This window comes from Lysobacter sp. DMC104, assembly GCF_056313665.1.
In genome coordinates this window covers 67,738-94,540 of the sequence record NZ_JBQUZW010000002.1, presented here as the reverse complement: position 1 = coordinate 94,540, position 26,803 = coordinate 67,738, and the positions used below count along the sequence as shown (strand labels likewise).

25 protein-coding genes and 1 tRNA gene are annotated in these 26,803 nt (G+C 70.2%); 19 read left to right on the top strand and 7 right to left on the bottom strand.

Annotation, left to right across the window (positions count from 1 at the left end; translation table 11 throughout):
* Positions 1-9 precede the first annotated feature (9 nt).
* Genes ACT53R_RS03305 through ACT53R_RS03295 form a run of 3 tightly spaced genes read right to left on the bottom strand, consistent with a single transcriptional unit; the run spans position 10 to position 3,997 of the window.
* Positions 10-2,097, bottom strand: coding sequence for an NAD-dependent epimerase/dehydratase family protein (locus ACT53R_RS03305; RefSeq protein WP_476170415.1), 2,088 nt, complete (start codon positions 2,095-2,097; stop codon positions 10-12).
* A complete protein-coding gene (locus ACT53R_RS03300; RefSeq protein ID WP_476170414.1) occupies positions 2,094-3,293 on the bottom strand; it encodes a glycosyltransferase in 1,200 nt (399 codons plus the stop codon). Before ACT53R_RS03300 ends, ACT53R_RS03305 begins: the two co-directional genes overlap by 4 nt.
* Entirely contained in the window at positions 3,290-3,997 is a 708-nt protein-coding gene (locus ACT53R_RS03295) for a hypothetical protein (RefSeq protein WP_476170413.1), read from the bottom strand. Before ACT53R_RS03295 ends, ACT53R_RS03300 begins: the two co-directional genes overlap by 4 nt.
* 151 nt (positions 3,998-4,148) lie before the next feature.
* Between ACT53R_RS03295 and ACT53R_RS03290 the strand changes: the two genes are divergently transcribed.
* From ACT53R_RS03290 to ACT53R_RS03250, 9 genes are all read left to right on the top strand, one after another.
* The gene (locus ACT53R_RS03290) at positions 4,149-5,252 is read left to right on the top strand and encodes a polysaccharide deacetylase family protein (protein ID WP_476170412.1); all 1,104 of its coding nucleotides are present in this window, start codon (positions 4,149-4,151) and stop codon (positions 5,250-5,252) included.
* 4 nt (positions 5,253-5,256) lie between these two features.
* Positions 5,257-6,585 (top strand): O-antigen ligase family protein, encoded by a 1,329-nt coding sequence (locus tag ACT53R_RS03285; RefSeq protein ID WP_476170411.1) that lies wholly within the window; start codon positions 5,257-5,259, stop codon positions 6,583-6,585.
* Positions 6,582-8,129 carry an oligosaccharide flippase family protein gene (locus ACT53R_RS03280; RefSeq protein ID WP_476170410.1) on the top strand — a complete coding sequence of 516 codons (1,548 nt, stop codon included), beginning with the start codon at positions 6,582-6,584 and terminating at the stop codon, positions 8,127-8,129. Before ACT53R_RS03285 ends, ACT53R_RS03280 begins: the two co-directional genes overlap by 4 nt.
* A complete protein-coding gene (locus ACT53R_RS03275) occupies positions 8,126-9,472 on the top strand; it encodes a phenylacetate--CoA ligase family protein (protein WP_476170409.1) in 1,347 nt (448 codons plus the stop codon). Before ACT53R_RS03280 ends, ACT53R_RS03275 begins: the two co-directional genes overlap by 4 nt.
* Positions 9,469-10,608, top strand: a complete 1,140-nt coding sequence (locus ACT53R_RS03270; RefSeq protein WP_476170408.1) for a glycosyltransferase — start codon at positions 9,469-9,471, stop codon at positions 10,606-10,608. Before ACT53R_RS03275 ends, ACT53R_RS03270 begins: the two co-directional genes overlap by 4 nt.
* Positions 10,605-11,243, top strand: coding sequence for a polysaccharide deacetylase family protein (locus ACT53R_RS03265; RefSeq protein WP_476170407.1), 639 nt, complete (start codon positions 10,605-10,607; stop codon positions 11,241-11,243). The genes ACT53R_RS03270 and ACT53R_RS03265 overlap by 4 nt, the downstream gene beginning before the upstream one ends.
* 72 nt (positions 11,244-11,315) lie before the next feature.
* Positions 11,316-12,527 (top strand): hypothetical protein, encoded by a 1,212-nt coding sequence (locus tag ACT53R_RS03260; protein ID WP_476170728.1) that lies wholly within the window; start codon positions 11,316-11,318, stop codon positions 12,525-12,527.
* Complete coding sequence (locus tag ACT53R_RS03255; protein ID WP_476170406.1) at positions 12,524-13,300, top strand: glycosyltransferase family 2 protein; 777 nt, start codon at positions 12,524-12,526, stop codon at positions 13,298-13,300. The genes ACT53R_RS03260 and ACT53R_RS03255 overlap by 4 nt, the downstream gene beginning before the upstream one ends.
* A 62-nt stretch (positions 13,301-13,362) precedes the next feature.
* A complete protein-coding gene (locus ACT53R_RS03250) occupies positions 13,363-13,755 on the top strand; it encodes an ankyrin repeat domain-containing protein (RefSeq protein ID WP_476170405.1) in 393 nt (130 codons plus the stop codon).
* A gap of 300 nt (positions 13,756-14,055) precedes the next feature.
* On the opposite strand, the gene ACT53R_RS03245 is transcribed toward ACT53R_RS03250, so the two are convergent.
* The 3 genes from ACT53R_RS03245 to hemA all read right to left on the bottom strand — a co-directional run bounded on the left by ACT53R_RS03245 (position 14,056) and on the right by hemA (position 17,305).
* On the bottom strand, positions 14,056-14,559 hold the full coding sequence (locus ACT53R_RS03245; RefSeq protein ID WP_476170404.1) for a pyridoxamine 5'-phosphate oxidase family protein: 504 nt from the start codon (positions 14,557-14,559) through the stop codon (positions 14,056-14,058).
* 321 nt (positions 14,560-14,880) lie between these two features.
* Positions 14,881-15,969: a peptide chain release factor 1 gene (gene prfA / locus ACT53R_RS03240; RefSeq protein ID WP_476170403.1), complete on the bottom strand. Its 1,089-nt coding sequence runs from the start codon at positions 15,967-15,969 to the stop codon at positions 14,881-14,883.
* Positions 15,941-17,305 carry a glutamyl-tRNA reductase gene (hemA, locus tag ACT53R_RS03235; protein ID WP_476170402.1) on the bottom strand — a complete coding sequence of 455 codons (1,365 nt, stop codon included), beginning with the start codon at positions 17,303-17,305 and terminating at the stop codon, positions 15,941-15,943. Before hemA ends, prfA begins: the two co-directional genes overlap by 29 nt.
* 101 nt (positions 17,306-17,406) lie before the next feature.
* Here hemA and ACT53R_RS03230 point away from each other — a divergent pair, with 101 nt between their 5' ends.
* The 9 genes from ACT53R_RS03230 to ACT53R_RS03190 all read left to right on the top strand — a co-directional run bounded on the left by ACT53R_RS03230 (position 17,407) and on the right by ACT53R_RS03190 (position 25,222).
* The gene (locus ACT53R_RS03230) at positions 17,407-19,155 is read left to right on the top strand and encodes a tetratricopeptide repeat protein (protein WP_476170401.1); all 1,749 of its coding nucleotides are present in this window, start codon (positions 17,407-17,409) and stop codon (positions 19,153-19,155) included.
* Positions 19,152-19,814 (top strand): lipoprotein insertase outer membrane protein LolB, encoded by a 663-nt coding sequence (lolB, locus tag ACT53R_RS03225; RefSeq protein ID WP_476170400.1) that lies wholly within the window; start codon positions 19,152-19,154, stop codon positions 19,812-19,814. The genes ACT53R_RS03230 and lolB overlap by 4 nt, the downstream gene beginning before the upstream one ends.
* Before the next feature lie 5 nt (positions 19,815-19,819).
* The gene (gene ispE / locus ACT53R_RS03220; RefSeq protein ID WP_476170399.1) at positions 19,820-20,743 is read left to right on the top strand and encodes a 4-(cytidine 5'-diphospho)-2-C-methyl-D-erythritol kinase; all 924 of its coding nucleotides are present in this window, start codon (positions 19,820-19,822) and stop codon (positions 20,741-20,743) included.
* 97 nt (positions 20,744-20,840) lie between these two features.
* Positions 20,841-20,916 (top strand) — tRNA-Gln (locus ACT53R_RS03215).
* Between the two features lie 227 nt (positions 20,917-21,143).
* Positions 21,144-22,103 (top strand): ribose-phosphate diphosphokinase, encoded by a 960-nt coding sequence (locus ACT53R_RS03210; RefSeq protein WP_476170398.1) that lies wholly within the window; start codon positions 21,144-21,146, stop codon positions 22,101-22,103.
* 103 nt (positions 22,104-22,206) lie between these two features.
* Entirely contained in the window at positions 22,207-22,863 is a 657-nt protein-coding gene (locus ACT53R_RS03205) for a 50S ribosomal protein L25/general stress protein Ctc (RefSeq protein WP_476170397.1), read from the top strand.
* Between the two features lie 106 nt (positions 22,864-22,969).
* Positions 22,970-23,548, top strand: coding sequence for an aminoacyl-tRNA hydrolase (gene pth / locus ACT53R_RS03200; protein WP_476170396.1), 579 nt, complete (start codon positions 22,970-22,972; stop codon positions 23,546-23,548).
* 83 nt (positions 23,549-23,631) lie between these two features.
* Positions 23,632-24,723, top strand: coding sequence for a redox-regulated ATPase YchF (gene ychF / locus ACT53R_RS03195; protein ID WP_476170395.1), 1,092 nt, complete (start codon positions 23,632-23,634; stop codon positions 24,721-24,723).
* Positions 24,724-24,859: 136 nt separating this feature from the next.
* The gene (locus ACT53R_RS03190) at positions 24,860-25,222 is read left to right on the top strand and encodes a VOC family protein (RefSeq protein ID WP_476170394.1); all 363 of its coding nucleotides are present in this window, start codon (positions 24,860-24,862) and stop codon (positions 25,220-25,222) included.
* A gap of 34 nt (positions 25,223-25,256) precedes the next feature.
* On the opposite strand, the gene ACT53R_RS03185 is transcribed toward ACT53R_RS03190, so the two are convergent.
* Entirely contained in the window at positions 25,257-26,153 is an 897-nt protein-coding gene (locus ACT53R_RS03185) for an NmrA family NAD(P)-binding protein (RefSeq protein ID WP_476170393.1), read from the bottom strand.
* Positions 26,154-26,266: 113 nt separating this feature from the next.
* Here ACT53R_RS03185 and ACT53R_RS03180 point away from each other — a divergent pair, with 113 nt between their 5' ends.
* Complete coding sequence (locus tag ACT53R_RS03180; RefSeq protein WP_476170392.1) at positions 26,267-26,698, top strand: winged helix-turn-helix transcriptional regulator; 432 nt, start codon at positions 26,267-26,269, stop codon at positions 26,696-26,698.
* Positions 26,699-26,803 lie beyond the last annotated feature (105 nt).

The window sequence follows — 26,803 nt, the reverse complement described above, 5'->3', positions numbered from 1 at the left end:
CGGCGACCGTCAGCGCTTGTCCGCGCCGAAGGTGATGTCGAGCCCGCGCTTCACGCCGACACGCGGCGTCCAGCCGAGCACGTCGCGCGCAGCGCGCGTGTCGAAGTTCGCCAGCGGCCGCAGCGAGCGCACGCGATAGCGGGTCAGCGGCACGTCGCGCTTCAGCACCTTGCCCAGCAGTTCGACGCCGATCGCCAGGCACATGAAGACCCATTGCGGTACCCACAGCTTTTTCAGCGACGCGCCGAGCTTCGCCTGGCAGCGGCGCAGGTAGGTGGTGCGGTCGACGGTGTCGGTGTCGACGAGGTTGAAGGTGCGGCCCAGCGCCTTCGGATTTTCGGCGGCCAGCAGCAGCGCGTCGACCACGTCATCGCGGTACACCAGCGGCAGCGGGCGGCGGCCGCTGCCGATCGCGATCCAGCGGCCGGCCAGCGCGATGGTCCCGTTCGGTGTGACCTGCTCCGCGCCGGGGCCGAAGATCTGGCCGGGGCGCAGGATCACCGCCGGCAGGCCGTCGTCGACGATCGCGCGATGCACCGCGTCCTCGGCGGTCAGCTTGGTCTGGGTGTAGGCGCCGCGCAGCTGCGGATGCGGCTCGAAGCGGTAGTCCTCGGTCAGCGTTTCGTTGTCGCGGCGACCGGCATGGTCGAACACGCTCATCGAGCTCACGTACACGAGCCGCGGACTGCCGTGCTTGCGGCACGCGTCGAGCACGTTGCGCGTGCCCCACACGGTGCCGGACTCGAAATCGCGCGGGCCGCCGCGCATCGCCGCGCCGACGTGGTAGACGATGCCCGCGCCGGCGACGGCGTGGTCGACGATCCGCGGATCGCCGAGGTCGCCGATCACCTGCTGCACGCCGACGTCGTCGCGGAATGCGGCGACCGGGCGACGCACCAGCACGCGCACGGTCTGGCCGCGTTCGCGCAGGGCCGTGACCACGGCCTTGCCGAGGAAGCCGGCGGCGCCGGTGACCAGCGCATCGGCCGGCGGCAGCGCGACGTAGCGGGATGCCAGTTGCTGCGTGCGTTCGCGATCCGGTGCGACGCACAGCGGATCGAGCATGCGCGCGATGCGCAGGCCGTCCTCGGCGGGGAAGGGCGGCGCCTCGCCGCGGTGCACGGCGCGGGCGAACGCTTCGGCGCCGGCGCGGATGCCTGGCGAGGGCTTCAGCCGACCGGTGGCGAAGCGCAGCACGTTCAGCGGGATGCGCACGCTGTCCTTCACCGCGGCGAAGAAGCCGTTGAGCAGGATGCCGATGAACTTCGGGCCCGGCAGCTCGCGATGCACGCGGCAGGTCTGGGTGAAGCGGTCGACCTCGATCCGGCCGCGCTTGCCGCGCACGGTCAGCCGGTTCTCCATCGGCCGCGCGTTCCACGACAGCAGCAGCCGGCCGACGCCGGTGGCGGTGAGCGCCTGCGCCTGCCATTCGTCGAACGCGATCTGGGGGTTGTCGCCGCGCGACTGGTACTGCACCTCGGCCTGCACGATCGGGCCGAGGAACGCTTCCAGCGTGTACAGGCCATGCACGCCGAGGTCGCGGAAGGCATACGAGCCCTGCGCGACCAGCCCCGGCAGCGGGCCGCCGGCGTACGGCGGATAGTCGGAGTTGCGCACGATGTCGACCGAGCGCACGTCGCCGATCGCGCCGATGCGCACCGTCGCCAGCGCCTGCATCAGCACCGGGTCGAACAGGTCGGAATGGTTCACGCCGAGCGTCAGCCCGGTGGCCTTGGCCTTCGCCAGCATCGCCTCGCAGTCGGCGGCGCTGTCGGCCATCGGCTTCTCGACCAGCACGTGGCAGCCCATGTCCATCGCCTGGATCGCCAGCGTCGCGTGCGAGGCCGGCGGCGTCAGCACGTAGACGACGTTGGGCGTGGCGTCGGTGAGTTCGCCCAGCGTGGCGGCGACGCGCGCGATGCCGAAGCGCTTCGCGAGCGCCTGCGCGGCGTCGAGATTGCTGTCGCAGAGGCCGACGAGGTCGACGAAGTCCAGCCGCGACAGCGCGGCGAGGTGGTGCGTGGCGACGTAGCCGGCGCCGACGATGGCGACGCGGAGACGGGCGGGCGGGGACGTGCTGGTGGACGACAGGGTCATGAACGGACTGCGAAAGGAGGATTCAGGGAAAGCCGCGCGGCGACTTCGGCGAGGACGGCGTCGACGCGCGCGTCCCAGGTCTGGTCGGCGACGGCGGCCATGCGCGCGGCGACGGCTTCGGGCGCGTCGTCGGCGACCGCGGCATCGAGCGCGGCGAGGAACTGTTCGCGACCGTCGACCAGGCGCACCACGTGCGCGAACTTCTCGATCTCGGGGTTGCGCACGCTGACCACGGCCTTGCCGGCAGCGAGATATTCGCGGAGCTTCAGCGGATTCGCGTTGGCGACCTGGCGGTTCAGGCGATACGGGATGATTGCGGCGTCGAACGCCTTCGACCACTGCGGCAGCGTTGCGTACGGCTGCGCGCCGGCGAGGCGCACGTTCGACAGCGCACGCAGGCCGTCGACGTTCACATGCGCATGACCGACCAGCAGGAAGGTCCACTGCGGCCGCTGCTGCGCCAGCCACTGGATCAGCGGCACGTCGATCCATTCGTGGATCGAGCCTATGTAACCGACCACCGGACGCGGCAGGTCGCGCGCCAGCGCGGGCACCGGCGTCGCCGGATCCTGGGCCTGCGCGAACAGGTCGACGTCGACCCCATGCGGCGAGAACACCGTGTGCGGGTTGAGCGCGCGCTTGGCGTCGAGCAGCGCCGGCGGCGCGACGCAGAGCAGGTCGGCGCGACGGCTCAGGGCCTCGTCGCGCTGCGCGATCAGCGCGGCGTCGACGCCCGGATGCGCGGCGTAGTCGTCGATGCAGTAGTAGACGACGAGATCTTCGCCCAGCTTCCCGGCGTGCACGCCCGGATGCGGCACGACGAACCACGAGATCCGTTTGCGGATGCCGGCCAGGCGCAGCGCACGGCGCACCGCCCAGCGGCCGAACAGGCGATTGAAGGCGTCGACGCCGGGCAGACGGCGGAACGGCAGTTGCGGCACCGTGCAGTGCCAGAGGCCGTCGGCGACGTGCGTGGGCCGTCTGAATGCGGCCAGCAGTTTGCGCACCGCGCGCCTGAGGTCGCGGCCGGAGGCGTTCGGCGCGCGCATGCCGGGCGAATCGACGTACAGCACCGGCAGCCGCTGCGCGAGCCGGGTCGCGACGTGGTGGCTGCTGGTGCGGTTCTCGGCGAACCAGTCGTTGCCGAAATACACGATGCCGTGGCCCGCGAGCGCAGGCGGCGCGGACACGGTCATTCGCACGCGCCGTCGTCGTCGGACGGGGTCACGTCGGTGACGTCCACCGGCAGCGTCCGCCCGGCCGCGCTGTGCCAGCCGGCGACGCGGTCGCAGCGGAAATCCACCCAGGACGGGCCGTAGTGCCAGCGCAGCGCATGCATCTCGAGCGGTTCCCCCAGGCGCTTGCGCACCGTGTCTTTGTCCTGTCCCGTCGCGAGCCCGCCGGACGGAGCAGGGGCTGCGTCTCCGATCGCGTTCCGGACCGCACCGCTCCCCACGGCAGCGGCCAGCGCGACGACGAGTGCGACCGCCATGACGGCGATGGTCGCCAGCGAATAACGCGACATTCTGCCGAATCCGGCCGCCGGTGGCGATGCCGTCGCGACGTCCGCGCGTCGCCAGGCCGGTGCGTCGGCCGTGGCGCGAGGCGCGAAATCCGCTGTCTCGGACGTGCGGTCCGCGGTCGCCGGGACGGCGCGCATTCCGGGTGACGGCGCACCGGGCAGGCGTCCGAAGCGGGTGTGGAAGGCGACCGCGGCGGTGTAGGCGCGGTTCAATCGCTGCAATCGTCCGGTATCCTCCGCAGTCCCGCCGAGGTCGGGGTGCAGCCTGGCGACGCGCCGTCGCCTGGCCAGGCGCAACTCGGCGAGGGAGCAGGTCGCGTCCAGTCCGAGCTCGCGGTACATCGCCGCGAAATCCGGCGGCGTGGCATCGGGCGGCATGCCGCGGTCGTGTTCGCCCATGCGCGCGCGTCCCCGTTGCCGCCGTCCGATGGAAGCGCGCAGTGGAACGTTTCCCGCGCGGCTTTGCAAGCGCGGCGCTGCATGCGGGGCCGCGGCCGGTGGTGATCGGAAATGACGTAAGGCAGGAGTGATGGGGGATCCGGAACAGGGGGCGCAGGTGCAGGCGGAGAACGGCGACGGGCCGTCGGCCGGTCTCAGGCCGCGGCTGGCGCGTGCGCTGCACCGCATCGGGACATTGCCGCTGGCAGGGCGTCTTCGCGGCGCGCTGCGCGGCGACGTGCGCATCCTCGCCTACCACCGCGTGCTGGAGACGGCGGTGCCGGAGGCGTTCCGCTTCGATCCCGACCTCGTCAGCGCTTCCGCGGAAGGCTTCCGCGAACAGTTGCGCATCGTCCGCAAGCGGTTCTCGCCGATGCGTTTCGACGAACTGCTTGAGCGCCTGGATCGCGGCCGGTCGCTGCCGCGCCACGCGGTGCTGATCACCTTCGACGACGGCTACGACGACAACCACCGCATCGCCTATCCGCTGCTGCGCGAAGCCGGACTGTCGGCGATGTTCTTCGTTTCGACCGGGCACATCGATTCGGGTCGCCCCTATGCCTACGACTGGCTGGTGCACATGCTGTGCAGCGCCGAGGGCGCGTACCTGCATGCGCCGGAGCTGGGGCTCGACCTGCGGCTGCCGGAGACGCTGGCCGCACGGCGTGCGTTGGCCGCGCATGCGCTCGACCGCCTGAAGACGCTGTCGGCCGAGGCGCAGCAGGCCCTGATCGAACGCCTGCAGGCGGAGTGGGCGATGCCCGACACAGCGGGCCATCCCGACTGCCGGCCGATGACCTGGGCGCAGTTGCGCGAGATGCACGCCGGCGGCATGGAGATCGGGTCGCACGGCGTGCGCCACCACATGCTCGCGAAGATGCCGCGCGAGGCCATGCGCGTCGAGCTGGAGTCCTCGCGGGCGGCGATCGCGCGCGAGATCGGCGTCGCGCCGATCGCGGTGTCGTACCCGGTCGGTGGCGTCGATGCCTACGATGCGGCGGTGCTCGATGCCGCGCGCGCGGCGGGCTACGGCGTCGGTTGCAGTTACATCGCCGGTGCGCAGTCGCTGCGCTGCCGTGCGCGGCACGAATGGCGCCGCATCCCGGTGGAGCGGACGATGGATGCGGCCTGGTTCGAGGCGATGCTGTCGCTGCCCGAGGTGTTCTGCTACCGCACGCGCAGCCGGAGCGGATAGCCGCATGTTCATCGCGATGCTGCTCTATCTGCTGCTGGTGCTGATCCGGCCCCAGGACTACCCGGCGCTGGTCGACTACGCCACCGTGCCCCTGCAGCCGGTGGTGCTGCTGGTCGCGGCCGGATTCTGGATGTTTTCCCCGGACAAGCGCTTCGAGGCGCCGCAGTACCTGCTGCTGGGCGGATTCTTCGCGGCGATGCTGATGTCGCACGTGTTCAACGGCTGGGTCGGCGGCGCGATCGAGCAGTTCGGCAAGTTCGCGCCGATCGTGCTGGCCTACGTGGTGTTCGCGAACGGGCTGGACCGGCGCAGTCGCATCCTCAAGGTGATGGCGATGTTCGCCTTCTGCGGCGCGGTGCTCGCGGTGCACGGCATCGAGCAGGCGACCACCGGCCAGAGCTGGACCGGGATCGAACTGTCGCAGGGCACGCGCATCCAGTACGTCGGCATCTTCAACGATCCCAACGACCTCGGCATGCTGTTCGTGGCCTGCGTGCCGATGGCGGCGTACCTCGGCAGCCGCGGCGGCCTGATGGGCCTGCGCCGGCTGTTCTGGACGGTGGCGCTGGGCGTGCTGGTCTATGGCGTGTACCTCACCGATTCGCGCGGCGCGCTGCTCGCGCTGCTGGCGGTGATGGGCGTGTTCATCTGGCAGCGCCGCGGCCTGATGACCGCCGGCGCGCTGGGCGTCATGGCGGTCGGCGTGCTGCTGGCGCTGCCGTCGCGCTTCAGCGAGATCGATCCCGAGGAGGAATCGGCGCAGGGACGCGTCGAATCGTGGTTCGAGGGCCTGCAGATGTTCCGCGAACATCCGCTGTTCGGCGTCGGTCCCGACCAGTACACCGACTACAACCCGCTGACCGCGCACAACTCCTTCGTGCTGGTGCTGGCCGAGACCGGCATCATCGGCTTCACGATCTGGCTGGCGTTCGTGATCTACGGCTTCCGGATGATGTGGGCCGGCTCGCGGCCGCTGGGCGAGCTGACCTGGGAAAGCGACGCCCTGCCGACGGCCGACGGCGATGCCGAGAGCGCCCTCGCCGAGCTCGACGCGATCGAGGCCGACATGGCCGAAGGCCGCGCGATCTCGATGACGCTTCTGCTGTCGCTCGTCGGCTTCTTCACCGCGTCGTTCTTCCTCAGCCGCAGCTACGTCATCGTGCTCTATCTGCTGTCGGCGCTGGTGGTCGCGCAATACACCGACCAGCGCCGTGGCGACCCGGGGCTGCCGGCGTTCGCATTGGGCGACGATCTGCTGCTGTGGCCGGTGGTCGGCCTGGCCAGCGCGGTCGGCCTGTACATCGTCGTCAAGATCCTGCTGGTGATGCAATGAACTTGCGCGCACGGACCCTGCGCAACACGCTGTTCTCCTCGGTGGCGATGTACACCGAATACGTGCTGGGCATGATCACGTCGATCGTGATCGCGCGCCATCTCGGGCCCGAAGGCTTCGGTGCCTACGGGGCCGCGATCTGGCTGGTCGGCATGGGCGTGGCCGCGACCAACTCCGGCACCGCCACCACCGCGATCCGCTTCGTGGCCGAACTGCGCGGCGCCGGCCGCGAGGCGCTGGTACGGCCGCTGGTGGCCTACCTGCGCCGCGTGCAGCGCACCTTCATGGCGGCGGTGCTCGCGATCGGCGCGCTGGCGCTGTGGCTGGCGGGATCGAAGGTCGCGCCGGGCTTCGACCACCGCCTGCTGTTCGCCTTCCTCGTGGTCTCGATCGCGCTGCGCGCCAGCTACATGTTCAACATCGGCGTCGCCAAGGGGCTGGAGGATTTCCGTATCAACGCGCGGGTCGCACTGGTGGCCGCGCCACTGAACCTCGCGCTGGCGGCGCTGGTGGCGTGGCTCGACAAGCCGGTGGAATGGCAGCTCGGCGTGTTCCTGGTGTCGGGGCTTGTGTTCTATGCGATGTCGTGGACACAGGTGCAGGCGCTGCTGCCGCCGGGCGACCGTCGGCCGGCGCTGCCCGCCGATCTCGTGCCGCGCATCCGCCGGCAGATGCTGTACGCGACGATGATCGTCACCGTCGGCTTCGTCGTCGCCAGCGAGGTCGAGGTGATGTTCCTCAACGCCGGTGGCCTGGCGCACGACGCCGGCCAGTTCAAGGTCGGCTACCAGCTGGCCAGCGGCGCGGCGACGCTGGTGCCGGGCGTGTTCGCGGCGCTGCTGCTGCCGATGATGGCCAGCGCGCTGACCCAGGGACGCGCCGTCGCCGGCCATCGCTTCGCCACGTCCACGGCGTACCTCACGCTGCTGGCCGCGCCGCTGACGACGTTCGGCATCGCGCTGTCCGGCGCGCTGGTCCACGTGCTGTACGGCGCGCGCTACGACAGCGCCGCGACCGTGTTCGCGATCTGTCTCGCCGGCAGCGCGCTGCTGGCGACGGCGCAGGGCGCCTCCAGCCTGCTGATCAGCGCCGACCGCCAGCGCCTGGTGCTGATCCTGATCGCGACCTGCGGGTTGTCGAAGCTCGTGCTCGACGCGTGGCTGATCCGCAGCGACGGCCTGCGCGGCGCACTGGTCGCGTTCGCCGTCGTCGCGGCGTTCAACGTGATCGCGAGCTTCGCCCTCGCGATCCGCGAATGCGGCGTGTCGCCGGACTGGGCGCGCATCGGACGCATCCTGCTCGCGGGCACCTGCGCGGCCGCGCCGGCGGCGCTGCTGGCCGTCTGGCTGTCGCCGATGGCCGCGCTGCTGGCGGGCGCGGCGTGCGCGGTGACCTACCTGCCGTGGACGTTGGCGCTGCGCTGCTGGTCGCGCAACGACATCGCGCACATGCTGCAATTGCACGCGCGGCTGATGCGCGGCCACCCGCGCATCCTCGCGCGCCTGTTCGCATGGGGCGATGCGCGCATGGAGATCACCGCATGAGTCTGTACGCACCGTTGTTCCGCCACGTGCTGTATCCGGCCTACGAGTCCGGGTTGCGCCGGCGCGACACCTTCGTCCACCTCAAGTCCTACGAACGCGATCAGTGGCGTTCGCTGGACGAGCTGCAGGCGCTGCAATGGCAGCGGTTGCAGGCGCTGATCGCGCACTGCTGGGAACATGTGCCGTTCTACCGGCAGTGGTGGGGCGCCGCGGGCGTGACCGCCGCCGCCGACATCCGCGATCGCGACGACTATGCGCGCCTGCCGGTGCTGACGAAGGCGACGATCCGCGAGCACTTCGACGCGCTGATCGCGCCCTCGCGCCGCGATGCGCTGTATTTCAAGGCGACCGGCGGTTCCACCGGCGAGCCGCTGCGCTTCGGCTACACCCGCGAGAGCTACGAGCGCCGGGTCGCGGTGATGTACCGCGGCTACGGTTGGAGCGGTGCGCACCTCGGCCAGCGCACGGTCTACCTGTGGGGCGCGCCGGTGGCCGCGCCGGCCGGATTCGGGCTGTTCAAGGACCGGCTGTACCACGCGGCGTTCAACCGGCGGATGCTCAACGCCTTCGACATGGACGAGCGGCGCATGGCGGAATACGCCGACGTCATCGACCGCTTCCGGCCGGAGACGATCATCGGCTACGTCGGGCCGCTGTACGAGCTGGCGCGCTGGATCGAGCGCCACGGCCGCACGCCGCATCGGCCGCAACGCGTGCTCGGCGCGGCCGAGGCGCTGATGCCGCACCAGCGCGAAACGATTGAGCGCGTGTTCGGCGCGCCGGCCTACGACACCTACGGCTGCCGCGAGGTCATGCTGATCGCCGCCGAGTGCGAAGCGCGCGACGGCCTGCACATCAACATCGACCACCTGCATGTCGAGTATGCGGGCCCCGATGTCGACGGTCCGCGCGAGTTGGTGATCACCGACCTGTCCAACGACGGCATGCCGCTGATGCGTTACCTCAACGGCGATCTCGGCACGCCGGGCAAGACGACGTGCGCCTGCGGCCGCGGCCTGCCGAAGCTCGCGAAGGTCGACGGTCGCAAGCTCGATGCGCTGCGCACCGCCGACGGTCGCCTGCTGCCCGGCGAATACTTCGTGCACACGCTGATGGGGCTCGCCGGCTTCAGCAAGTACCAGGTGGTACAGCGCCGGATCGATGCGGTGGTGGTGCGTCTGGTGCCCGAAGCGGGCTATGGCGCCCACGTCGAGGACGCCGTCCGCGCCGAGCTGCGCAAGCTGGTCGGCGACAGCATCGCGATCGAGTTCGAGCAGGTCGACCGGATCGCGCTGACCGCCAGCGGCAAGCATCGCGTCACCGTCTGCGAGCTGCCATCGTGAGTCGTGTGCCCATCGCGGCCGGCACGCCGGACATCGTCCATGTGGTCGAAACGCTGGAGCGTGGCGGGCTCGAGCGCATGGTCGTCGATCTCGCCGCCGCGCAGCGCGCGGCCGGGCATCGGCCGCAGGTGATCTGCCTCTATCGCCCCGGTCTGCTTGCCGGAGAACTGCAGGCGCTGGACATCCCGCTCCACGACTGCGGCAAGCGCAACGGTGCCGACGTGCGTGCGCTGCGCCGCCTGCGCCACGCGCTGCGCGCCGCACCGGGCGCCGTGCTGCACACCCATAACGCGAACGCGCACTACCACGCGGTACTCGCCGCGACGGGGTTGCCGCTGTCGCGCATCGTCAACACCCGGCACGGGATGGGCGCGTCGCAGACGCGCGGTCGCCTGGAGTGGCTGTACCGCCGCGCGATGCGCCGCACCGATGCCGTCGCCGCGGTCTGTGAGGCCGCGCGCGCGCTGTTCGCCGCGCACGGCGTGAAGCCGCGCGGCGCGCTGCTCGCCGTGCCGAACGGGATCCGCGTCGAACGCTTCCTGCCGACGACGCCCGCGCGCCGCGCCGCGCTGTGCGCCACGCTGGGATTGCCGGAAGGCACGCGCCTCGTGGGCACCGTCGGCCGGCTCAATCCGGTCAAGGACCAGTCGACGCTGCTGCGCGCCTTCGCGCGTGTGCACGGCGGCATGGCGGACACCGCGCTGGTGCTGGTCGGCGACGGCGCGCTGCGCGAGACTCTGGCGACGGAAGCAGCGGCGCTCGGCATCGCCGATGCGGTGCGCTTCCTCGGCGATCGCGGCGACGTGGATGCGCTGCTGGCGGGCTTCGACGTCTTCGTGCTGTCCTCGCGCAGCGAAGGCTATTCGATGGCGTTGCTCGAAGCCTGCGCCGCGGGATTGCCGATCATCGCGACCGACGTCGGCGGCAACCGCGAGATCGTGCGCGACGGCGGCAATGGTCGCGTGGTGGCGGCCGGTAGCGACGTCGTGCTGGCCGGGGCGATCGCGTCGCTGCTGCGCGATGGCGATGCCGCCGCGGCGATGGGGCAGGCCGGTCGCGACTGGGCGCTGCGCGAGGCGTCGGTGGACGCGATGATGCGTCGTTACGACGCACTGTACGAAGGACGCCTGCCGTGAATCCGAGACCAAGGAAACTCCAGCTGCTGCGCTGGCTGCCGGATCGCTGGGTCCTGACCCGCGGCGAAACGGGCCGGCGCGTGCTGCACCTGACCTTCGACGATGGCCCGAACGCAACGCACACGCCGCCGCTGCTGGACCTGCTGGCCGCGCACGACGTGCGCGCGACCTTCTTCCTGATCGGCGATCGCGCCGAACAGGCGCCGGAACTGGTGGAACGCCTTGTCCGCGAGGGTCACGTGCTCGGCAACCATTCGTGGCACCACCGTCATTTCGACGCGCAGCCGGTCGCCGCGCAGCGTGCCGAGATCGCGCGCGCCGATGCGCTGCTGGCCCGTGCCGACGGATTTGCACGGCACGATTTCCGCCCGCCGCGCGGCCTGCTGCCCCGCGGCCTGCTGCTGGATTGCCTGCGCCACGGCACGCGCATCGCGTACTGGACGTACGACACGCTCGATTACAGCGGGCGCACGGTCGACGCCCTGATCGACTCCGCGCGCCGGCATCCGCCGCGTCCTGGCGACATCCTGCTCATGCACGACGACGCCGAGGCGTCGCGGCGCCTGCTGGAGACGATGCTGCCCGAATGGAAGGCCGCCGGCTTCGCCTTCGAACCGCTGCGGCCGGTTGCATGAGCCGGCCACGTTACGCACCGAAAAGGGGGATGCCATGACCACGCCGGAACCGATGCGGAGGCGCCCGTGACGATGTCCTGGGGGATCGCGGCTCTTGCGGCCGCGCTCGCCGCGGTGCCCGCGCTGCTGGTGCTGCGCGGCATGCGCCGGCGCAACATGCACCTGTGGTTGCGCGACTACCTGCGCCCGCGCCCCGCGGCGCCCGCGGATGGTCCGGTGCACGTGCTGTTCTGCTTCGTCGACCACTTCGAACCGATGTGGAAGGGTGGCGACCTCGACACCCAGCGTCGCCGCGTCGATCGCTGGTGCACGGAATACCGCGCGATGGCGGAGAAGCATCGCGATGCCGACGGCCGTCCGCCGCAGCACGGCTTCTTCTATCCGGAAGAGGAATACGCCGAGGAGCACCTCGACAAGATCGCCGCGCTGTGCAGCGACGGTTACGGCGAGATCGAGGTGCACCTGCACCACGACAACGACACCGAGGCGAATTTCCGCACCTCGCTCGGCCGCTTCTGCAAGGTGCTGCACGAGCGGCACGGCGCGCTGCCGCGCGATCCCGAGACCGGGCAACTGCGCTTCGGCTTCATCCATGGCAACTGGTGCCTGGACAATTCGCGCGCCGACGGTCGCTGGTGCGGACTCGACAACGAGCTGATCCTGCTGCGCGAACTCGGCTGCTACGCCGACTTCACGCTGCCGTCGGCGCCCAGCGACACGCAGACGTCGACCGCCAACCGCATCTACTACGCCACCGACGATCCGCAAGCACCGAAGTCGCACGACACCGGCGTGCCGGTGAAGGTCGGCGGCGGCACGCAGGGCGACCTGATGATCGTGCAGGGCCCGCTGGGCCTGAACTGGCGCGAGCGCAAGAAGGGGCTGGTGCCGGCGATCGAGAACGCCGACATCCGCCGCAACTGCCCGCCGACCGAGGCGCGCGTCGACCTGTGGGTGAAGACCGGCATCCACGTCGAAGGGCGGCCGGAGTGGGTGTTCGTGAAGATCCACACCCACGGCACCCAGGAACACGACATGGACACGCTGCTGGGCGCGCCGGTCGACGCGATGCACGACTACCTCGAACGCGCCTACAACGACGGCAAGCGCCACGTGCTGCATTACGTGACCGCACGCGAGGTCTACAACATCGTGAAGGCCGCGGAAGCCGGCGAGACCGGTGATCCGGGGCAGTATCGCGACTACCTGCTGCCGCCGCCGCGCGCTTCGTGGGCGGGTGGCCGTACCGCACGCGAGCGCGCTGCGCAGGCGCCGTCGGCATGAGCACGGCGCAGGTCGGCTTGGCGAAGGTCAGCGTCGTCATGCCGGCGTACAACGCCGCGGCCACGCTGTACGCCTCCATGGCCTCGGTGCTGGCGCAGAGCCACGCCGACCTCGAACTGCTGGTCATCGACGATGCGTCCACCGACGCGACCGCGGAGATGATCGCCGAGGCCGCGGCACGCGATCCGCGCGTCGTGCCGATCCGACAGGCGCGCAACGCCGGCGTCGCCGCCGCGCGCAACGCCGGTCTGGAAGCCGCGACCGGCACGCACATCGCGTTCCTCGACAGCGACGACCGCTGGCGTCCCGAGAAACTCAGGATGCAGCTCGCGCACCTGCGCGCCACCGGCGCGACGATCGGCTACACCGCCTACCGCCGCTTCGATGCGCGCGACGCGACACTGTCGATCGTGCGGCCGCCGGCCGAAGTCGATTACGCCGACATGCTCAAGAGCAACCGCATCGGCAACCTCACCGGGCTCTACGACCGCGCGATCGGAGACGGCCGCTTCGAGAAGATCGGCCACGAAGACTACGTGTTCTGGCTGTCGATGGTGCGCAAGGCCGGTCGCGCGCATCGCGTGCCCACCGACGAGCCGCTGGCAGACTACCTCGTGCGCGACGGATCACTCTCTGCCGACAAGCGCAAGGCCGCGCAGTGGCAGTGGAACATCTATCGCAACGTCGAGCAGTTGGGGCGCGTGCGCTCGGCGTGGTACTTCGCGCACTATGCGGCGATCGCGGTGGCGAAGCGGCGCCAATCGATGGTTTGATGATGCCTGCTGGCGGTCGGTTACATTCGATCGCGATGCAGAGCCGATGAATCAATGCTCCGATGAATGCAGACAAGAACAACGCAGTGCTCCAGGATCTGCTCGCGGAATTCCGCGAGATGGCCATGTTCGAGGATTGCGAAATCGTCGCGCCAGAAAGCCCGTGCTCGGACGGCGATACCCCGCTTCATGTGATCGCGTTGGACGGCAATCTTGATCTGCTGGAAATGATCCTGCCTTTCGTGACGAACATCGATGTGGCAGGCGACTGCGGGTACACGCCGCTGCACTATGCGATCAAGTGGCGGCATCCCGAGGTCGCGAAGCTGCTTTTGGCGCATGGTGCGGACCCGGAAAAACTCGCCGACTACGACGACAGCGCGATCACGTTGATGGAAGGCCGGGCCGAGTTCGCCGAAATCCTCCGCGAGATCAGGCGTTCCCGCGACACATGAGTGCGGCGCGCATGCGCCGGTGAAGGCCGAGAGCGCGGACTGCGTGCGCCCCGGCCTGCGCGCCTTGTCCGCGAGGCGCATTGCACGCATTTGCTTCAGTCCTCATGTGTTCAACTCGACACCGGGCCGCTGTCCCGGCTCAGCGGTGGCGCATCTGTCGAGGTCGATGATCACGCCTGTGCATGGCTGCCAAGCCGATGCGTGATCGCCGATCGGAACGACTTGGTTGCGGAATGATCGATTGAACATCCCGCAGCAGAGCATGGATTCACGGCTCTGCTGGCGAGACATTCCCGTCGATCAGATCACAGCGCTCGGCACGATGATCTCGTTCTCGCTCATCACGCCGGGGTTGCCGGTGATCGCGGCCGCGGCGAGGTAGATGAGTTTGCCGACGAGGGTGCCGGGGCCGTTCCAGTATTCGGCGCGTTCGACTTCGACGCGGATGAGGGTGAGGTTTGGATCGTCCTTCCCCTGCGGGAAGAAGATCGACATCGCCGGCGACCAGAGTGCGTCGATCTTCTCGCGGTCATGCACCAGGCGTGCGGGGCCGGAGATCGACACGAAGCTGTTGGCATGGTGGTCGGCGAAGGACAGGCCGACGTGCGGACGGGCGCGGATCTCGGTGGCCTTCTCGCTGTCGAGGCCGGTGGCGAACCACAGCACGCCGGCTTCGTCGAAGTCCAGCGTCTGCAGCGGGCGGGCGACCACGCTGCCGTCGTGGGCGACGGTGTTGAACATCGCGATCGGCAGGGACTTCAGCATCGCGCGCAGCGGCGCGAGATCGTGGGGTTGTGCGGACATGGGGCATCTCCGTGGAAGGGCGGTGTGGCCGCATCCTAGGCACGCCGTGCCGCAGGAATGTCGTTCGATGCGCATGGATGGCGCGAACGCCCGATTTCATTGGGAGTGTGCTCAGATTGCGCTGCGTGGTCGTGCGCGACGCGCGGATGCGCATGACGCGATCACGCATCCTGCATGGTGATTGCGCGGGAAATGTTCAGCCTGCGCGGGTCCGGCATCGCTTTTCTGTGGGAGCGACGTGAGTCGCGACCGGGCTGCGGAAAGCGCTGCGGTTGCCTGTCGCGACTCACGTCGCTCCTACATAAAGCGGGGTGGGGAGGCTCAGCCGCCCTGCGCGGTCAGCTGCGCCAGCGCGTCGGCCTGGTGCTCGCGCGACAGGCGTTCGATCAGCGGATCGATGCCGCCTTCCATGATGTTCGGCAGGTCGTACAGGGTCAGGCCTTCGACGCGGTGGTCGGTGATGCGGCCCTGCGGGAAGTTGTAGGTGCGGATGCGCTGGCTGCGATCGCCGCTGCCGACCTGAAGTTTGCGTTCCTGCGCCTGCGCGGCCTCGCGCTTCTCGGCCTCGGCTTCGACCAGCATCGCCTTCAGCCGCTTCATCGCCTTGTCGCGGTTGGCGTGCTGGCTGCGTTCGGTCTGCGATTCCACCACCACGCCCGTGGGCACGTGGGTGATGCGGATCGCCGATTCGGTCTTGTTGACGTGCTGGCCGCCGGCGCCGGACGAACGGAAGGTGTCGACCTTCAGGTCGGCGGGATTGATCTCGACGTCGACCTCGCCGGTGTCCTCGGCGATGATCGCCACGGTCGCGGCGGAGGTGTGGATGCGGCCCTGCGACTCGGTCTCGGGCACGCGCTGCACGCGGTGCGTGCCGGACTCGAACTTCAGCTTCGAGTACGCGCCGCGGCCGTCGACGCGGGCGATGATCTCGCGGAAGCCGCCGTGCTCGCCGGGATTCGCGGACTCGACCTCGACCTTCCAGCCCTGTCGCTCCGCGTAGCGCGCATACATGCGGAACAGGTCGCCGGCGAAGATCGCGGCTTCGTCGCCGCCGGTGCCGGCGCGCACTTCGAGGTACAGGCCGCCATCGTCGCGGGCGTCCTTCGGCACGAGTTGCGCCATCAGTGCGTCGTCGAGTGCGACGAGGCGCGCCTGCGCGGCGGCGATCTCTTCCTCGGCCAGTTCCGCGAGTTCGGCGTCGCCGCGCATCGCCTCGGCCGCAGCGAGGTCGGCGCGGGCGCGGCGTTCTTCGGCCAGACCATTGGCGATCGGTTCGAGCTGCGCGAACTCGCGCATCAGCCCGCGATAGCGCGCGGCATCGGCGACCGTCGCCGGATCGGCGAGCAGGCGTTCGATTTCCTCGCGGCGCTCGGCCAGCGCTTCAAGCTTGCGGCGCAGGGTCGGCGTCATCGCGGGCTTGGCGGGCGTGGTCGGGATGCAACTGGCGGTCGACCGCATCGGACAGTGCCGTGTGCGACGGCGCGCGATGCGGGAACAGCCGTTCGGCGGCGCGGACGATGTCGACGTCGCCGTTGATCGCCGCCTCGCGCACGGCCGTGGTGGGCGCATGCAGCAGGCGGTTGGTGAGCGTGTGCGCGAGTTGTTCGAGCACTTCCGCCGGGTCGCGGCCGGCGGCGAGCAGTTGCCGCGCCTTCGCCAGCGATTCGTCGCGTGCGGCCTCGCCGTGCGCGCGCAGCGACTTCAGCGTGCCGTGGTGCGCGCTGGCGGCGAGCGTCTCGACGAATCGCGCGACCTGCAGTTCGACGATCGCCTCGGCGGCGTCCGCGGCTTCGCGGCGGCTGCGGCGGTTGTCCTCGATCACGCGTTCGAGGTCGTCGACGGTGTAGAGGAACACGTCCTGCAGCTCGGCCACGTCGGGCGCGATGTCGCGTGGTACCGCGAGATCGAGCAGCAGCATCGGCCGGTGCCGGCGCTGCTTCAGCGCCGCGGCGACTTCGGCGCGGTGCAGGATCGGATCGCGCGCCGCGGTCGCGGAGAACACGATGTCGGCTTCGGCCAGGTGCTTGTCGAGTTCGGTCAGCGGCAGTGCGACGCCGCCGTGGCGGGTCGCCAGCTCCTGGGCGTGGGCGAGGGTGCGGTTGGCGAACAGCAGCCGCTTCGCCTTCGCCTGCACCAGGTGCAGTGCGGTCAGTTCGATGGTCTCGCCGGCGCCGATCAGCAGGATCGTGCTGTCGGCCGGTCGGGCGAAGGTTTCCTCGGCCATGCGCACCGCGGCCGAGGCCACGGACACCGGGTTCGCGCCGATGCGGGTGTCGGTGCGGGCGCGCTTGGCGGTGACGAAGGCCTGCTGGAACAGTCGGTCGAGCCGGTTGCCCAGCGTGCCGGCGCCGCGGGCGGCCGACCAGGCCTGCTTCACCTGGCCGAGGATCTGCGGCTCGCCCAGCACCAGCGAGTCGAGCCCGGTCGCGACCCGGAACAGGTGGCGCACGGCTGCGTCGTCGTTGTGGCGATACAGATAGTCGTGCAGCGCGAGCGGAGCGCGGGTGCCGCCGCCGTCCTGCGGATTGGCGGCCAGCCAGTCGGCCAGGGCGTCGCCGTCGCCGCCGGTGAGGGCGTAGATCTCGGTCCGGTTGCAGGTGGACAGCAGCGCCACTTCCTCCACGCCGGGCAGCGCGCGCAGGGCGGCGAGGGTGGCCGGCAGGGTGTGTTCGGAGAACGCCACCCGCTCGCGCAGGGACACCGGCGCGGTCTGGTGGTTGAGTCCGAGGGCGACGAGATGCGACATGACGACTGGGGCAGGACGACAGGGGCAGGACGGCCTGGGCAGGTCCGTTCAGGCGGTTCGGGTAAGCTGGCGATCCCGCATAGTGTACGGCCGTCCCGCCGATGCCCCCACGTTTCCGCCTGCCACTTTCGTCGCGCCGCCCGCATTCGGCGTCGCTGCTCCCGGGGTTGGGCCTGGCGTTCGCGCTGGCGACCGGGGCCGCGTTCGCGAAGCCGCCGGCGGTCGCGCCCGATCCGCTGACGCCGGCGATGGCCGGCGAATACGCGCTGCAGGCCGGCAAGCTCGACGAGGCCTCGCGCTGGTATCTCCAGGCCGCCCGTGCCGCCGACGGTGACGCCGTGCTGGCCGAACGCGCCACCCGCATCGCCATGCTCGCGAAGGACGATGCCAGCGCCGCCGCCGCGCTGAAACTCTGGCGGGCCCGCGCCGGGGCGCCGACCTCGGCGATCCGCGCCGCCGAAGCCGGTCTGGCGCTGCGCCGCAAGGACGAGCGGACCGCCTTCCGCCTGCTCGACGGTCTGATGCGCGGCGAGCGCGGCGCCAAACCCGACCCGGACGGCTGGCGCCATGTGCTGCTGGCGCTGGACGCCGGCTCCGGCAATCCCGAACTCGCCGGCCGGCTGCTCGGCCGCCTGCTCGACGCCGTGCCCGATCGCCTCGATGCGTGGCTGGCCTTCGGCGAGTTCTCGCAGCAGCTCCAGCGCGACGATCTCGCGGCGAAGATCGTCGACCGGGTGATCGCGCGCTTCCCCGACGAACCGGCGGTGGGCCTGCTCCAGGCCAGCCAGCTGCGCGAGGCGGGCAAGGACGACGAGGCCCGCAAGGTGCTGGACACGCTGCTGGCCGCGCCGCGGGCGACGCCCGAACTGCGTGCCGCCGTCGCCCGCGAATACGGCGCGATGGGCGACAACCCGCGCGCCGCCGCGGTGCTGGCCGAAGGCCCGCAGAGCGACCGCAGCTACACCCTGCGCGCCGCCTATCTCGCCCAGGCCGAGGACAAGGCCGGCATCGCGAAGGTGTACGAGGAACTGAAGCGCGACTCCGCGGCGCCCGATCCCGATCGCCGCCTGCTGCTGGGCCAGATCGCCGAATACATGGAACAGTACCCGCAGGCGCTGGACTGGTACGCCAGCGTGCCCGGCGGCCCGCAGCGCTGGCAGGCGCGCCTGCGCAGCGCGAGCGTGCTGCACAAGCTCAAGCGCCCCGACGAGGCCTATGCGCGGCTGCGCGAACTCCAGTCGGACGCCTCCGCTGCCGAGGAAACGCAGCGCGACGCCTACCTCGTCGAATCCGAGCTGCGCCTGGACGACAACGACGCCGCCGGCGAACTCGACGCCTTCACCCGCGGTCTGGCCGCGTTCCCCGATGAGCTCCAACTGCTGTATGCCCGCGCGCTGATGTGGGAGCGCCGCGACGACATCGCCCGCGCCGAGGCCGACCTGCGCCGCGTGCTCGCGATCGACGCCGACGACGTCAGCGCGCTCAATGCGCTCGGCTACACGCTCGCCGACCGCACCGACCGCTACCGCGAGGCGCTGGAGCTGATCTCGCGTGCACTGGCGGCGCAGCCGGACAACGCGGCGATCATCGACAGCCACGGCTGGGTGCTCTATCGGCTGGGCAAGCCGGAGGAAGCGCTGGTCGAACTGCGTCGCGCCTTCACCAAGCAGAAGGACGCCGAAATTGCCGCGCACGTGGCCGAGGTCCTGTGGAAGCTGGGACGCAAGGACGAGGCGATGAAGTATTTCGCCGAGGCGCGCGAGATCGACCCGAAGAGCCGCTCACTGCAACGTGCGCTGGAAGCGACCGGCGCGACCTTGCCGCCGGCGCCCGCCAAGCCTGCGGCATGAGCGGCGCACGCCATCTTTCGATCCGCACCGCCGGCGCGCTGCTCGCGCTGGCGCTCGCTGGCTGCGCGACCACGGCGGAGACGGTCCACGCGCCGCCGACGGCCGAAGTGATCACCGCCGCCGATGCGATGCGGCAGGCGTGGTGGGCCGCATATCCGGCCTGGGCGTTCTCGGGCCGGGCCGCGATCGAAAGCGGCGGCCGCGGCGGCAACGGCCGCATCGAGTGGCAGCAGCACGACGCCCGCCGTTACGAGATCGCGCTGAGCGCGCCGATCACCCGCCAGAGCTGGCGGCTCAGCGGCGACCTGCATTTCGAATCCGGTCGCATCGACGGTCTCGAAGGCGGTCCGCGCGAGGGCGAGGATGCCGAGTCGCTGCTGCTGGAAACCACCGGCTGGCAGGTCCCGCTGCAGCAGATCGGCGACTGGGTGCGCGGCATGCCGGCGGATGTGGTGCCGATGACCGGGTTGGTCCACGACGCCGAAGGCCGTCCGGCGCGCTTCGAGCAGGCTGGCTGGACCGTGCGCTACACCGGCTGGCGTCCCGGCGCGGCGGGTGGCCCTGACCTGCCGGCGAAGATCGAGGCCGAGCGCCGCGACGGCGCCGCCGTCGCCCGGGTCCGGCTGGTCATCGAGGACTGGACCTTCGCCGCGCCGTGAGCCCGATGTCCGACGATCTCTCCCCGGTCCCCGACGCCGACGGCTGGTCGGTGTGGCCGGCCCCCGCCAAGCTGAACCTCTTTCTCCGGATCGTGGGTCGCCGCGACGACGGCTACCACCTGCTGCAGACCGTGTTCCGGCTGCTGGACGAGGGCGACACCCTGCGCCTGCGGGTCCGCGACGACGGCCGGATCGTCCGCCACGGCCCGTCGGTGCCGGGCGTCGCGGCCGACGACGACCTGACCGTGCGTGCTGCCAAGTCTCTGCAATCGGCGTCGAACACGACGCTGGGCGCCGACATCGTCGTCGAAAAGCGCACGCCGACGGGCGCCGGCATGGGCGGTGGTTCCAGCGATGCCGCGACCGTGCTGCGGGCGCTGGACCGACTGTGGGGCTGCGCTCTGGGCGATGACGCCCTGGCCGACCTCGGTCTGCGACTCGGCGCCGACGTCCCGGTCTTCGTCCGCGGCCGCAATGCCTGGGCCGAGGGGCTGGGCGAACGCCTGACCCCGCTGGACCTCCCGCCGGCCTGGTATCTGCTGCTGGCGCCGGGCGTGCATGCCGCGACCGCCGGTCTGTTCCAAGCCCCTGAATTGACGCGCAATGCGGCGCCCGCGACAATATCGGACTTCGTTTCGGACCCATTCCTGCAAGGGCAGGCGCTCGGCAACGCGTTCGAGCCGGTCCTGCGTCGCCGCGAACCGGCCGTGGAGGCCGCGTTCGTGCTGCTGCGCAGCGTCGGCACGCCGCGTCTGACCGGCTCCGGCAGCGTGTGCTTCGTCGAATTCGCCGACCGCGGATCCGCCGAAAACGCGCTGGACGCGCTGACGCCACGGCTGTCGCCGGGCCAACGCGCCTGGATCGCCGCCGGTGCGCCGCGCTCGCCGTTGCTGGATGCGCTCGAAACGCAGGCATCGAACGCCCGCTGACACGGGGGCGGCCATGGCTTCCTCGGCATGGCGGTGCGCGATGCCGTCGGACGTGCTCCGCGAGGGCGGGCCGGACGACTGTCGCGAAACCTTCCGGAGGGGCGTCGCCAAGTGGTTAAGGCACCGGGTTTTGATCCCGGCATTCGTAGGTTCGAATCCTTCCGCCCCTGCCATCCCGTTTCACCCGGTCCGCCGGAATGTCCATCGGTCCTTCGCAGTCGTTCGTTCGCAGTCGGTTGTCAGGTAGTCGCAGGTAGTCGATCGTCCGCGGCGGGAAGCGCGGGCGCGAGGCGCAACAGCGCCGAACGCGGGTTCGCCCGCGACGCGAAGCGGAAATCGGACCGGACGTCCGGTGTCTGCCCCTTCCACCGCCAAGGTCAGAGCGAAGCGGAGCACCCCCATGCAGGACGATCGTCAGTTGTTGATCTTTTCGGGCAATGCCAACCGGCCCCTGGCCGATGCCGTGTGCAGGGAACTCGGGGTGCGCCCGGGCAAGGCCCTGGTCTCCCATTTCTCGGACGGCGAAGTGCAGGTCGAGATCGAGGAGAACGTGCGCCGGCAGGAAGTGTTCGTGGTCCAGCCCACGTGCGCGCCCAGCGGCGAGAACCTGATGGAGCTGCTGGTGATCATCGATGCGCTCAAGCGCGCGTCGGCCGCCAGCGTCACCGCGGTGGTGCCGTACTTCGGCTACGCCCGCCAGGATCGCCGCCCGCGCTCCTCGCGCGTGCCGATCACCGCCAAGGTCGCGGCGAAGATGTTCACCGCCGCCGGCGCCGACGGCGTGCTGACGGTGGACCTGCACGCCGACCAGATCCAGGGCTTCTTCGACATCCCGGTCGACAACGTGTACTCGTCGCCGTTGCTGCTCGCCGACATCTGGCGCGCCTACGGCACGGACAACCTGATCGTGGTGTCGCCGGACGTGGGCGGCGTGGTCCGCGCCCGCGCCATCGCCAAGCGCCTCGACGACGCGGACCTCGCGATCATCGACAAGCGCCGGCCGCGCGCCAACGTCGCCACGGTGATGAACATCATCGGCGACGTGAACGGCAAGACCTGCGTGCTGGTCGACGACATCGTCGACACCGCCGGCACCCTCTGCGCCGCCGCGGCGGCGCTGAAGGCGCAGGGCGCGCAGCGCGTGATCGCCTACTGCACCCACCCGGTGCTGTCGGGCCCGGCGATCGACAACGTGACCAAATCGCAGCTGGACGAACTGGTGGTGACCGACACCATCCCGCTGTCGGACGCGGCGCGCGCCTGCCCCCGCATCCGCCAGCTCAGCGTCGCCGAGCTGCTCGCCGAGACGATCCGCCGGGTCGCGTTCGGCGAATCGGTCAGTTCGCTCTACGTGGACTGACCTGCCGCATTCCCCGGCTCCGGCCGGAACCCGGCTCCCCTGGTCGCGGGGGAGTCGCATCGCCGCCGCGAGGCGGTTCATTCGCAAGCAAGAGAGTTGTCCAATGGCCATTACCCACGAAATCAAGGTCGAACGCCGCACGGACGAAGGGAAGGGTGCGAGCCGCCGCCTTCGCCATGCCGCCAAGATCCCCGCCATCGTCTACGGCGGCGAACTCAAGCCGGTCAGCATCCAGATCGACCACGAAGCCATCTGGCTCGCCAGCCAGCACGAGTGGTTCTACTCCTCGATCCTCGACCTGAGCCTCGGCGGCGACGTGCAGAAGGTGCTGCTGCGTGACATGCAGCGCCATCCGTTCAAGCAGCAGATCATGCACCTGGACTTCCAGCGCGTGAACGAGAACGAAGCGCTGCGCACCGCGGTGCCGCTGCACTTCCTCAACGAAGACAAGTCCCCGGCCGGCAAGTCGGCCGAAGTGGTCGTCACCCACGAGCTGAACGAAGTCGTGATCGAGTGCCTGCCGAAGGATCTGCCGGAGTATCTGGAAGTCGACCTGTCGGCGCTGGCCGTCGGCCAGATCATCCACCTCTCGGACATCGCGCTGCCGGCCGGCATCTCGATCCCGGAACTGAAGCTCGGCAAGGAACACGATCTCGCGGTCGTGATCGCCAAGCACGGCAAGGAAGAGGCCGAGTCCGCCGATGCCCCGGCCGCCGCCGAAGTGCCGGCTGCCAAGGTCACCAAGAAGGACCAGAAGTAATCGTCGCCTCGCGACGATGACTTCGACGGTAGAGCGGGCTTCAGCCCGCTTCGTCTCTTCCGGAGGCGGGGCAGCGGCCTGAAGGCCGCTCTACCGGACTGATCCGATGGCAGGCCTCCGCCTCATCGTCGGGCTGGGCAATCCCGGTCCCGAACACGCCAGAACCCGGCACAACGCCGGGTTCTGGTTTGTGGACGCCCTCGCGCAGCAGTGCGGGGCGCGGTTCGGGCTGGAGAGCAAACTCTTCGGCGAAACCGCGAAGGCCGAGATCGCCGGACAGAGCGTGTGGCTGCTGAAGCCGGCGACGTACATGAACCTCAGCGGCAAGTCGGTGACCGCCGCGCTGCGCTACTGGAAGATCGAGCCCGAGGAGATGCTGGTCGCGCACGACGAGCTGGACCTTCCGCCGGGCGTCGCACGCTTCAAGTTCGACGGCGGCCACGGCGGCCAGAACGGCCTGCGCGACATCATCAAGCTGCTGGGCCACGGCAAGTTCCACCGCCTGCGCGTCGCGATCGGACATCCCGGACACAAGGACAAGGTCACGCCGTGGGTGCTGGGTCGCCCGGGCAAGGACGACGAGGCGCTGATCCTGCGCGCGATCGACGACGCCCTTTCCGCGTTGCCGCTGGCGGTGCAGGGCAACGTCATGGACGCGATGACGAAGCTGCACACCCCGAAATGAACGCGTGACTGAATCCAGACGTCGGCGGCCGGGCGCGAATCCGGCCGCCGACGTCTGCATTCCGAACCGGACGAACACAGCACATGGGCATCAAATGCGGCATCGTCGGCCTGCCGAACGTCGGCAAGTCGACGCTTTTCAACGCGCTGACCAAGGCAGGCATCGCCGCGGCCAACTTCCCGTTCTGCACCATCGAGCCGAACGTCGGCGTGGTGCCGGTGCCGGATCCGCGCCTCGGCGCGCTGGCCGAGATCGTGAAGCCCGAGCGCGTGCTGCCGACGGCGGTGGAGTTCGTCGACATCGCCGGCCTGGTCGCCGGTGCGGCCAGCGGTGAAGGCCTGGGCAACAAGTTCCTGGCGCACATCCGCGAGGTCGACGCGATCACCCACGTGGTGCGCTGCTTCGAGAACCCGGACGTCATCCACGTCAACAACAAGGTCGATCCGATCGCCGACATCGAGACGATCGACACCGAGCTGGCGCTGGCCGACCTGGAATCGGTCGAGAAGGCGCTGCAGCGCGCCGAGCGTTCGGCCAAGACCGGTGACAAGGACGCGAAGGCGCGCGTCGACGTGCTGTCGCGCATCCGCGCCGGCCTCGACAGCGGCAAGCCGGCGCGCGCGCTGGGTCTGTCCGACGACGATCGGCTGGCGGTGCGCGACCTGTTCCTGCTCACGCTGAAGCCGGTGATGTACGTCGCCAACGTGTTGGAGGAGGGCTTCGAGAACAACCCGCACCTCGACGCCGTGCGCGCGCGCGCCGTGGGCGAGGGCGCCGAAGTGGTGCCGGTGTCGGCGGCGATCGAGGAAGAGCTGAGCCAGCTCGACGACGCCGACCGCGACACGTTCCTGGCCGATCTCGGCCTGGACGAGCCGGGCCTGAACCGCGTGATCCGCGCCGCGTACAAGCTGCTGGGCCTGCAGACCTATTTCACCGCCGGCGTGAAGGAAGTGCGCGCCTGGACGGTGAAGGCCGGCGCGACCGCGCCGCAGGCCGCCGCGGTGATCCACACCGACTTCGAGAAGGGCTTCATCCGCGCCGAAACCATCGCCTACGACGACTACATCAAGTACCGCGGCGAATCCGGCGCGCGCGACGCGGGCCGCCTGCGTCTGGAAGGCAAGGAATACCGCGTGCAGGAAGGCGACGTGCTGCACTTCCGCTTCAACGTCTGACGTCCTGCTTCAACGCGTTCCGATCACGCCCCGCCTCGCGCGGGGCGTGTCGTTTGCGGCTTCGCGCTTGCGTGTGCTGCGTGCCGCTGCCGAGAATGCCGTGGCCGGCGTCCGTCGGCGCCCTGCCGGAGCCGCCGTGCGGATCGATCGTGTCATCCCGATGCAGCCCGTCGCCGCGCTGGCCGCGGCGATCGATTTCTACGAGCGCCTCGGCTTCGTCGTGGTCGACCGCAACGACGACTGGCGCTGGGCACTGCTGTCGTGCGGCGATTGCCGCATCATGCTGGACCAGTCGATCAACACCGGCTCACCCGCGTATCGCGCCGCGGTGCTGTACCTGTATCCCGACGACATCGTTGCCTACCACCGCGCGGTGCGGGAACGCGGCCTCGATGTGCCGGACATGCACACCACCTTCTACGGCATGACCGAATTCCGCATCGACGATCCCGACGGCAACCGGCTGTGGATCGGCCAGGACACCGGCGCCGCGCCCTGAAGCGACGCGACGTGGTGTCGATGGCGTTCGCGGCTCAGCCCGCCAGCGCGGCGAGCGCCGGCGCGTTCTCGGCCAGCCAGTCCTCGAACGGCCGCGGATCCTGCCCGGTCAGCGCGCGGTAGTCGCCGGTAACGGTCGCCACGCGGCCGGCGGCGGTGTTGGTGTCGAACGAGGCGAAGACCTGTGCCAGCGGTTCCGGCAGGCCGGCGCCGACCATGCCCTGCACCAGCGCTTCGACCGGCACGTGGACCACGGCCAGCGGTTTGCCGGTGGCCTGCGCGACCGCGGCGGCGATCTCGTCCGTGGTCCATGCACGCGCGCCGCTCAGGGTGAAGACGCGCTTGCCGTCCTGGCCATCGGCGAGTGCGGTCGCCGCCGCCCGGGCGAGGTCGTCGCGGGCGATGTGGGCGATCCCGCCCTGGGCCGCGGCGCTGTACCACTGCCCGCCGGGCAGGGCCGACGGCAGCCACAGGAACAGGTTCTCGAAGTACCAGTGGTTGCGCAGCACGGTCCAGCCGGGCAGGGCGCTGGCGGCCAGCGCCTGTTCGGTGCCGAGGTGGTCGGGGGCGATCAGCAGCGGCGAACCTTCCGGTTCGGGCATCGAGGTGTAGACGAGGTGGCGCACGCCGGCGGCCTCGGCCGCGGCGACGGCCGCGCGGTGCTGTTCGAGGCGGCGTCCGGGGCGGTCGAGGGCGTCGGTGCTGATCAGCAGCAGGCGGTCGCCGCCGGCGAAGGCCGTGGCCAGCGAGGTCGTGTCGTCGAAATCGGCGGCGCGGACGGTGACGCCGCGCGCGGCCCAGTCGGCCAGGCTGTCGGGCTTGCGGGTGGTGGCGATGATTTCCCCGGCCGGGACGTGCAGGGTGTCGAGGAGGTGCGAGAGGACGCGCTGGCCGAGATGGCCGCCGGCGCCGGTGACGATGAGCTTGGACATGGAGTTGCTTCGAGAGTAAGTCTCGAATCGAGACCATGTGCATAATAGGAACCGGAATCGCCGCGACAAGCAGGCACTTCCGCTGCCGCTGGTCACTTCGAGGTAACCACCCCATGTCGTCCGAAACCCTCCCTGCCGTCTCCGCGCCCGATCCCCGCGCCGTGGCCGATGCCCTCGTCGGCGGTTGGGACGCCTGGCGCGAAGGCGGTCAGCCGAACGAAGCCTGCCCGGTCCGCGGCGTGCTCGACCGCATCGGCGACAAGTGGAGCGTGCTGATCGTGCTGACGCTGGCCGCTGCGCCGCACCGCTTCGGCGCGCTGCGGCGCGCGGTGCCCGACATCTCGCAGCGCATGCTCACCCAGACCCTGCGCGATCTGGAGCGCGACGGGCTGCTGTCGCGCACCGTGTTCCCGACCAAGCCGCCCAGCGTGGAATACGCGCTCACGCCGCTGGGCGAGTCGCTGCTGGTGCCGCTGTTGGGCCTGGTGCGCTGGGCCGACGAACACCAGGCCGAAATCCTCGCCGCACGGGCGCGGATGGACTGAGTCGCCGCTGGCCGCGATCCGCCGATCGCGGGCGAAAAAAAGGCCCCTCCCAGTCCAGGAGGGGCCCGTCCACTTCCTTGCGGGGCATGTGCGCGGGGGATGTCA

Coding starts and splice junctions, on each gene's coding strand:
- ispE (WP_476170399.1), top strand. CDS start 19,820: ATGTCCGACGATCTCTCCCCGGTCCCCGACGCCGACGGCTGGTCGGTG.
- ACT53R_RS03300 (WP_476170414.1), bottom strand. CDS start 3,293: ATGACCGTGTCCGCGCCGCCTGCGCTCGCGGGCCACGGCATCGTGTAT.
- pth (WP_476170396.1), top strand. CDS start 22,970: ATGGCAGGCCTCCGCCTCATCGTCGGGCTGGGCAATCCCGGTCCCGAA.
- ACT53R_RS03230 (WP_476170401.1), top strand. CDS start 17,407: ATGCCCCCACGTTTCCGCCTGCCACTTTCGTCGCGCCGCCCGCATTCG.
- lolB (WP_476170400.1), top strand. CDS start 19,152: ATGAGCGGCGCACGCCATCTTTCGATCCGCACCGCCGGCGCGCTGCTC.
- ACT53R_RS03245 (WP_476170404.1), bottom strand. CDS start 14,559: ATGTCCGCACAACCCCACGATCTCGCGCCGCTGCGCGCGATGCTGAAG.
- ACT53R_RS03305 (WP_476170415.1), bottom strand. CDS start 2,097: ATGACCCTGTCGTCCACCAGCACGTCCCCGCCCGCCCGTCTCCGCGTC.
- ychF (WP_476170395.1), top strand. CDS start 23,632: ATGGGCATCAAATGCGGCATCGTCGGCCTGCCGAACGTCGGCAAGTCG.
- ACT53R_RS03205 (WP_476170397.1), top strand. CDS start 22,207: ATGGCCATTACCCACGAAATCAAGGTCGAACGCCGCACGGACGAAGGG.
- ACT53R_RS03255 (WP_476170406.1), top strand. CDS start 12,524: ATGAGCACGGCGCAGGTCGGCTTGGCGAAGGTCAGCGTCGTCATGCCG.
- hemA (WP_476170402.1), bottom strand. CDS start 17,305: ATGTCGCATCTCGTCGCCCTCGGACTCAACCACCAGACCGCGCCGGTG.
- ACT53R_RS03285 (WP_476170411.1), top strand. CDS start 5,257: ATGTTCATCGCGATGCTGCTCTATCTGCTGCTGGTGCTGATCCGGCCC.
- ACT53R_RS03180 (WP_476170392.1), top strand. CDS start 26,267: ATGTCGTCCGAAACCCTCCCTGCCGTCTCCGCGCCCGATCCCCGCGCC.
- ACT53R_RS03280 (WP_476170410.1), top strand. CDS start 6,582: ATGAACTTGCGCGCACGGACCCTGCGCAACACGCTGTTCTCCTCGGTG.
- ACT53R_RS03290 (WP_476170412.1), top strand. CDS start 4,149: ATGGGGGATCCGGAACAGGGGGCGCAGGTGCAGGCGGAGAACGGCGAC.
- ACT53R_RS03210 (WP_476170398.1), top strand. CDS start 21,144: ATGCAGGACGATCGTCAGTTGTTGATCTTTTCGGGCAATGCCAACCGG.
- ACT53R_RS03185 (WP_476170393.1), bottom strand. CDS start 26,153: ATGTCCAAGCTCATCGTCACCGGCGCCGGCGGCCATCTCGGCCAGCGC.
- ACT53R_RS03250 (WP_476170405.1), top strand. CDS start 13,363: ATGAATGCAGACAAGAACAACGCAGTGCTCCAGGATCTGCTCGCGGAA.
- ACT53R_RS03275 (WP_476170409.1), top strand. CDS start 8,126: ATGAGTCTGTACGCACCGTTGTTCCGCCACGTGCTGTATCCGGCCTAC.
- prfA (WP_476170403.1), bottom strand. CDS start 15,969: ATGACGCCGACCCTGCGCCGCAAGCTTGAAGCGCTGGCCGAGCGCCGC.
- ACT53R_RS03295 (WP_476170413.1), bottom strand. CDS start 3,997: ATGCCGCCCGATGCCACGCCGCCGGATTTCGCGGCGATGTACCGCGAG.
- ACT53R_RS03260 (WP_476170728.1), top strand. CDS start 11,316: ATGTCCTGGGGGATCGCGGCTCTTGCGGCCGCGCTCGCCGCGGTGCCC.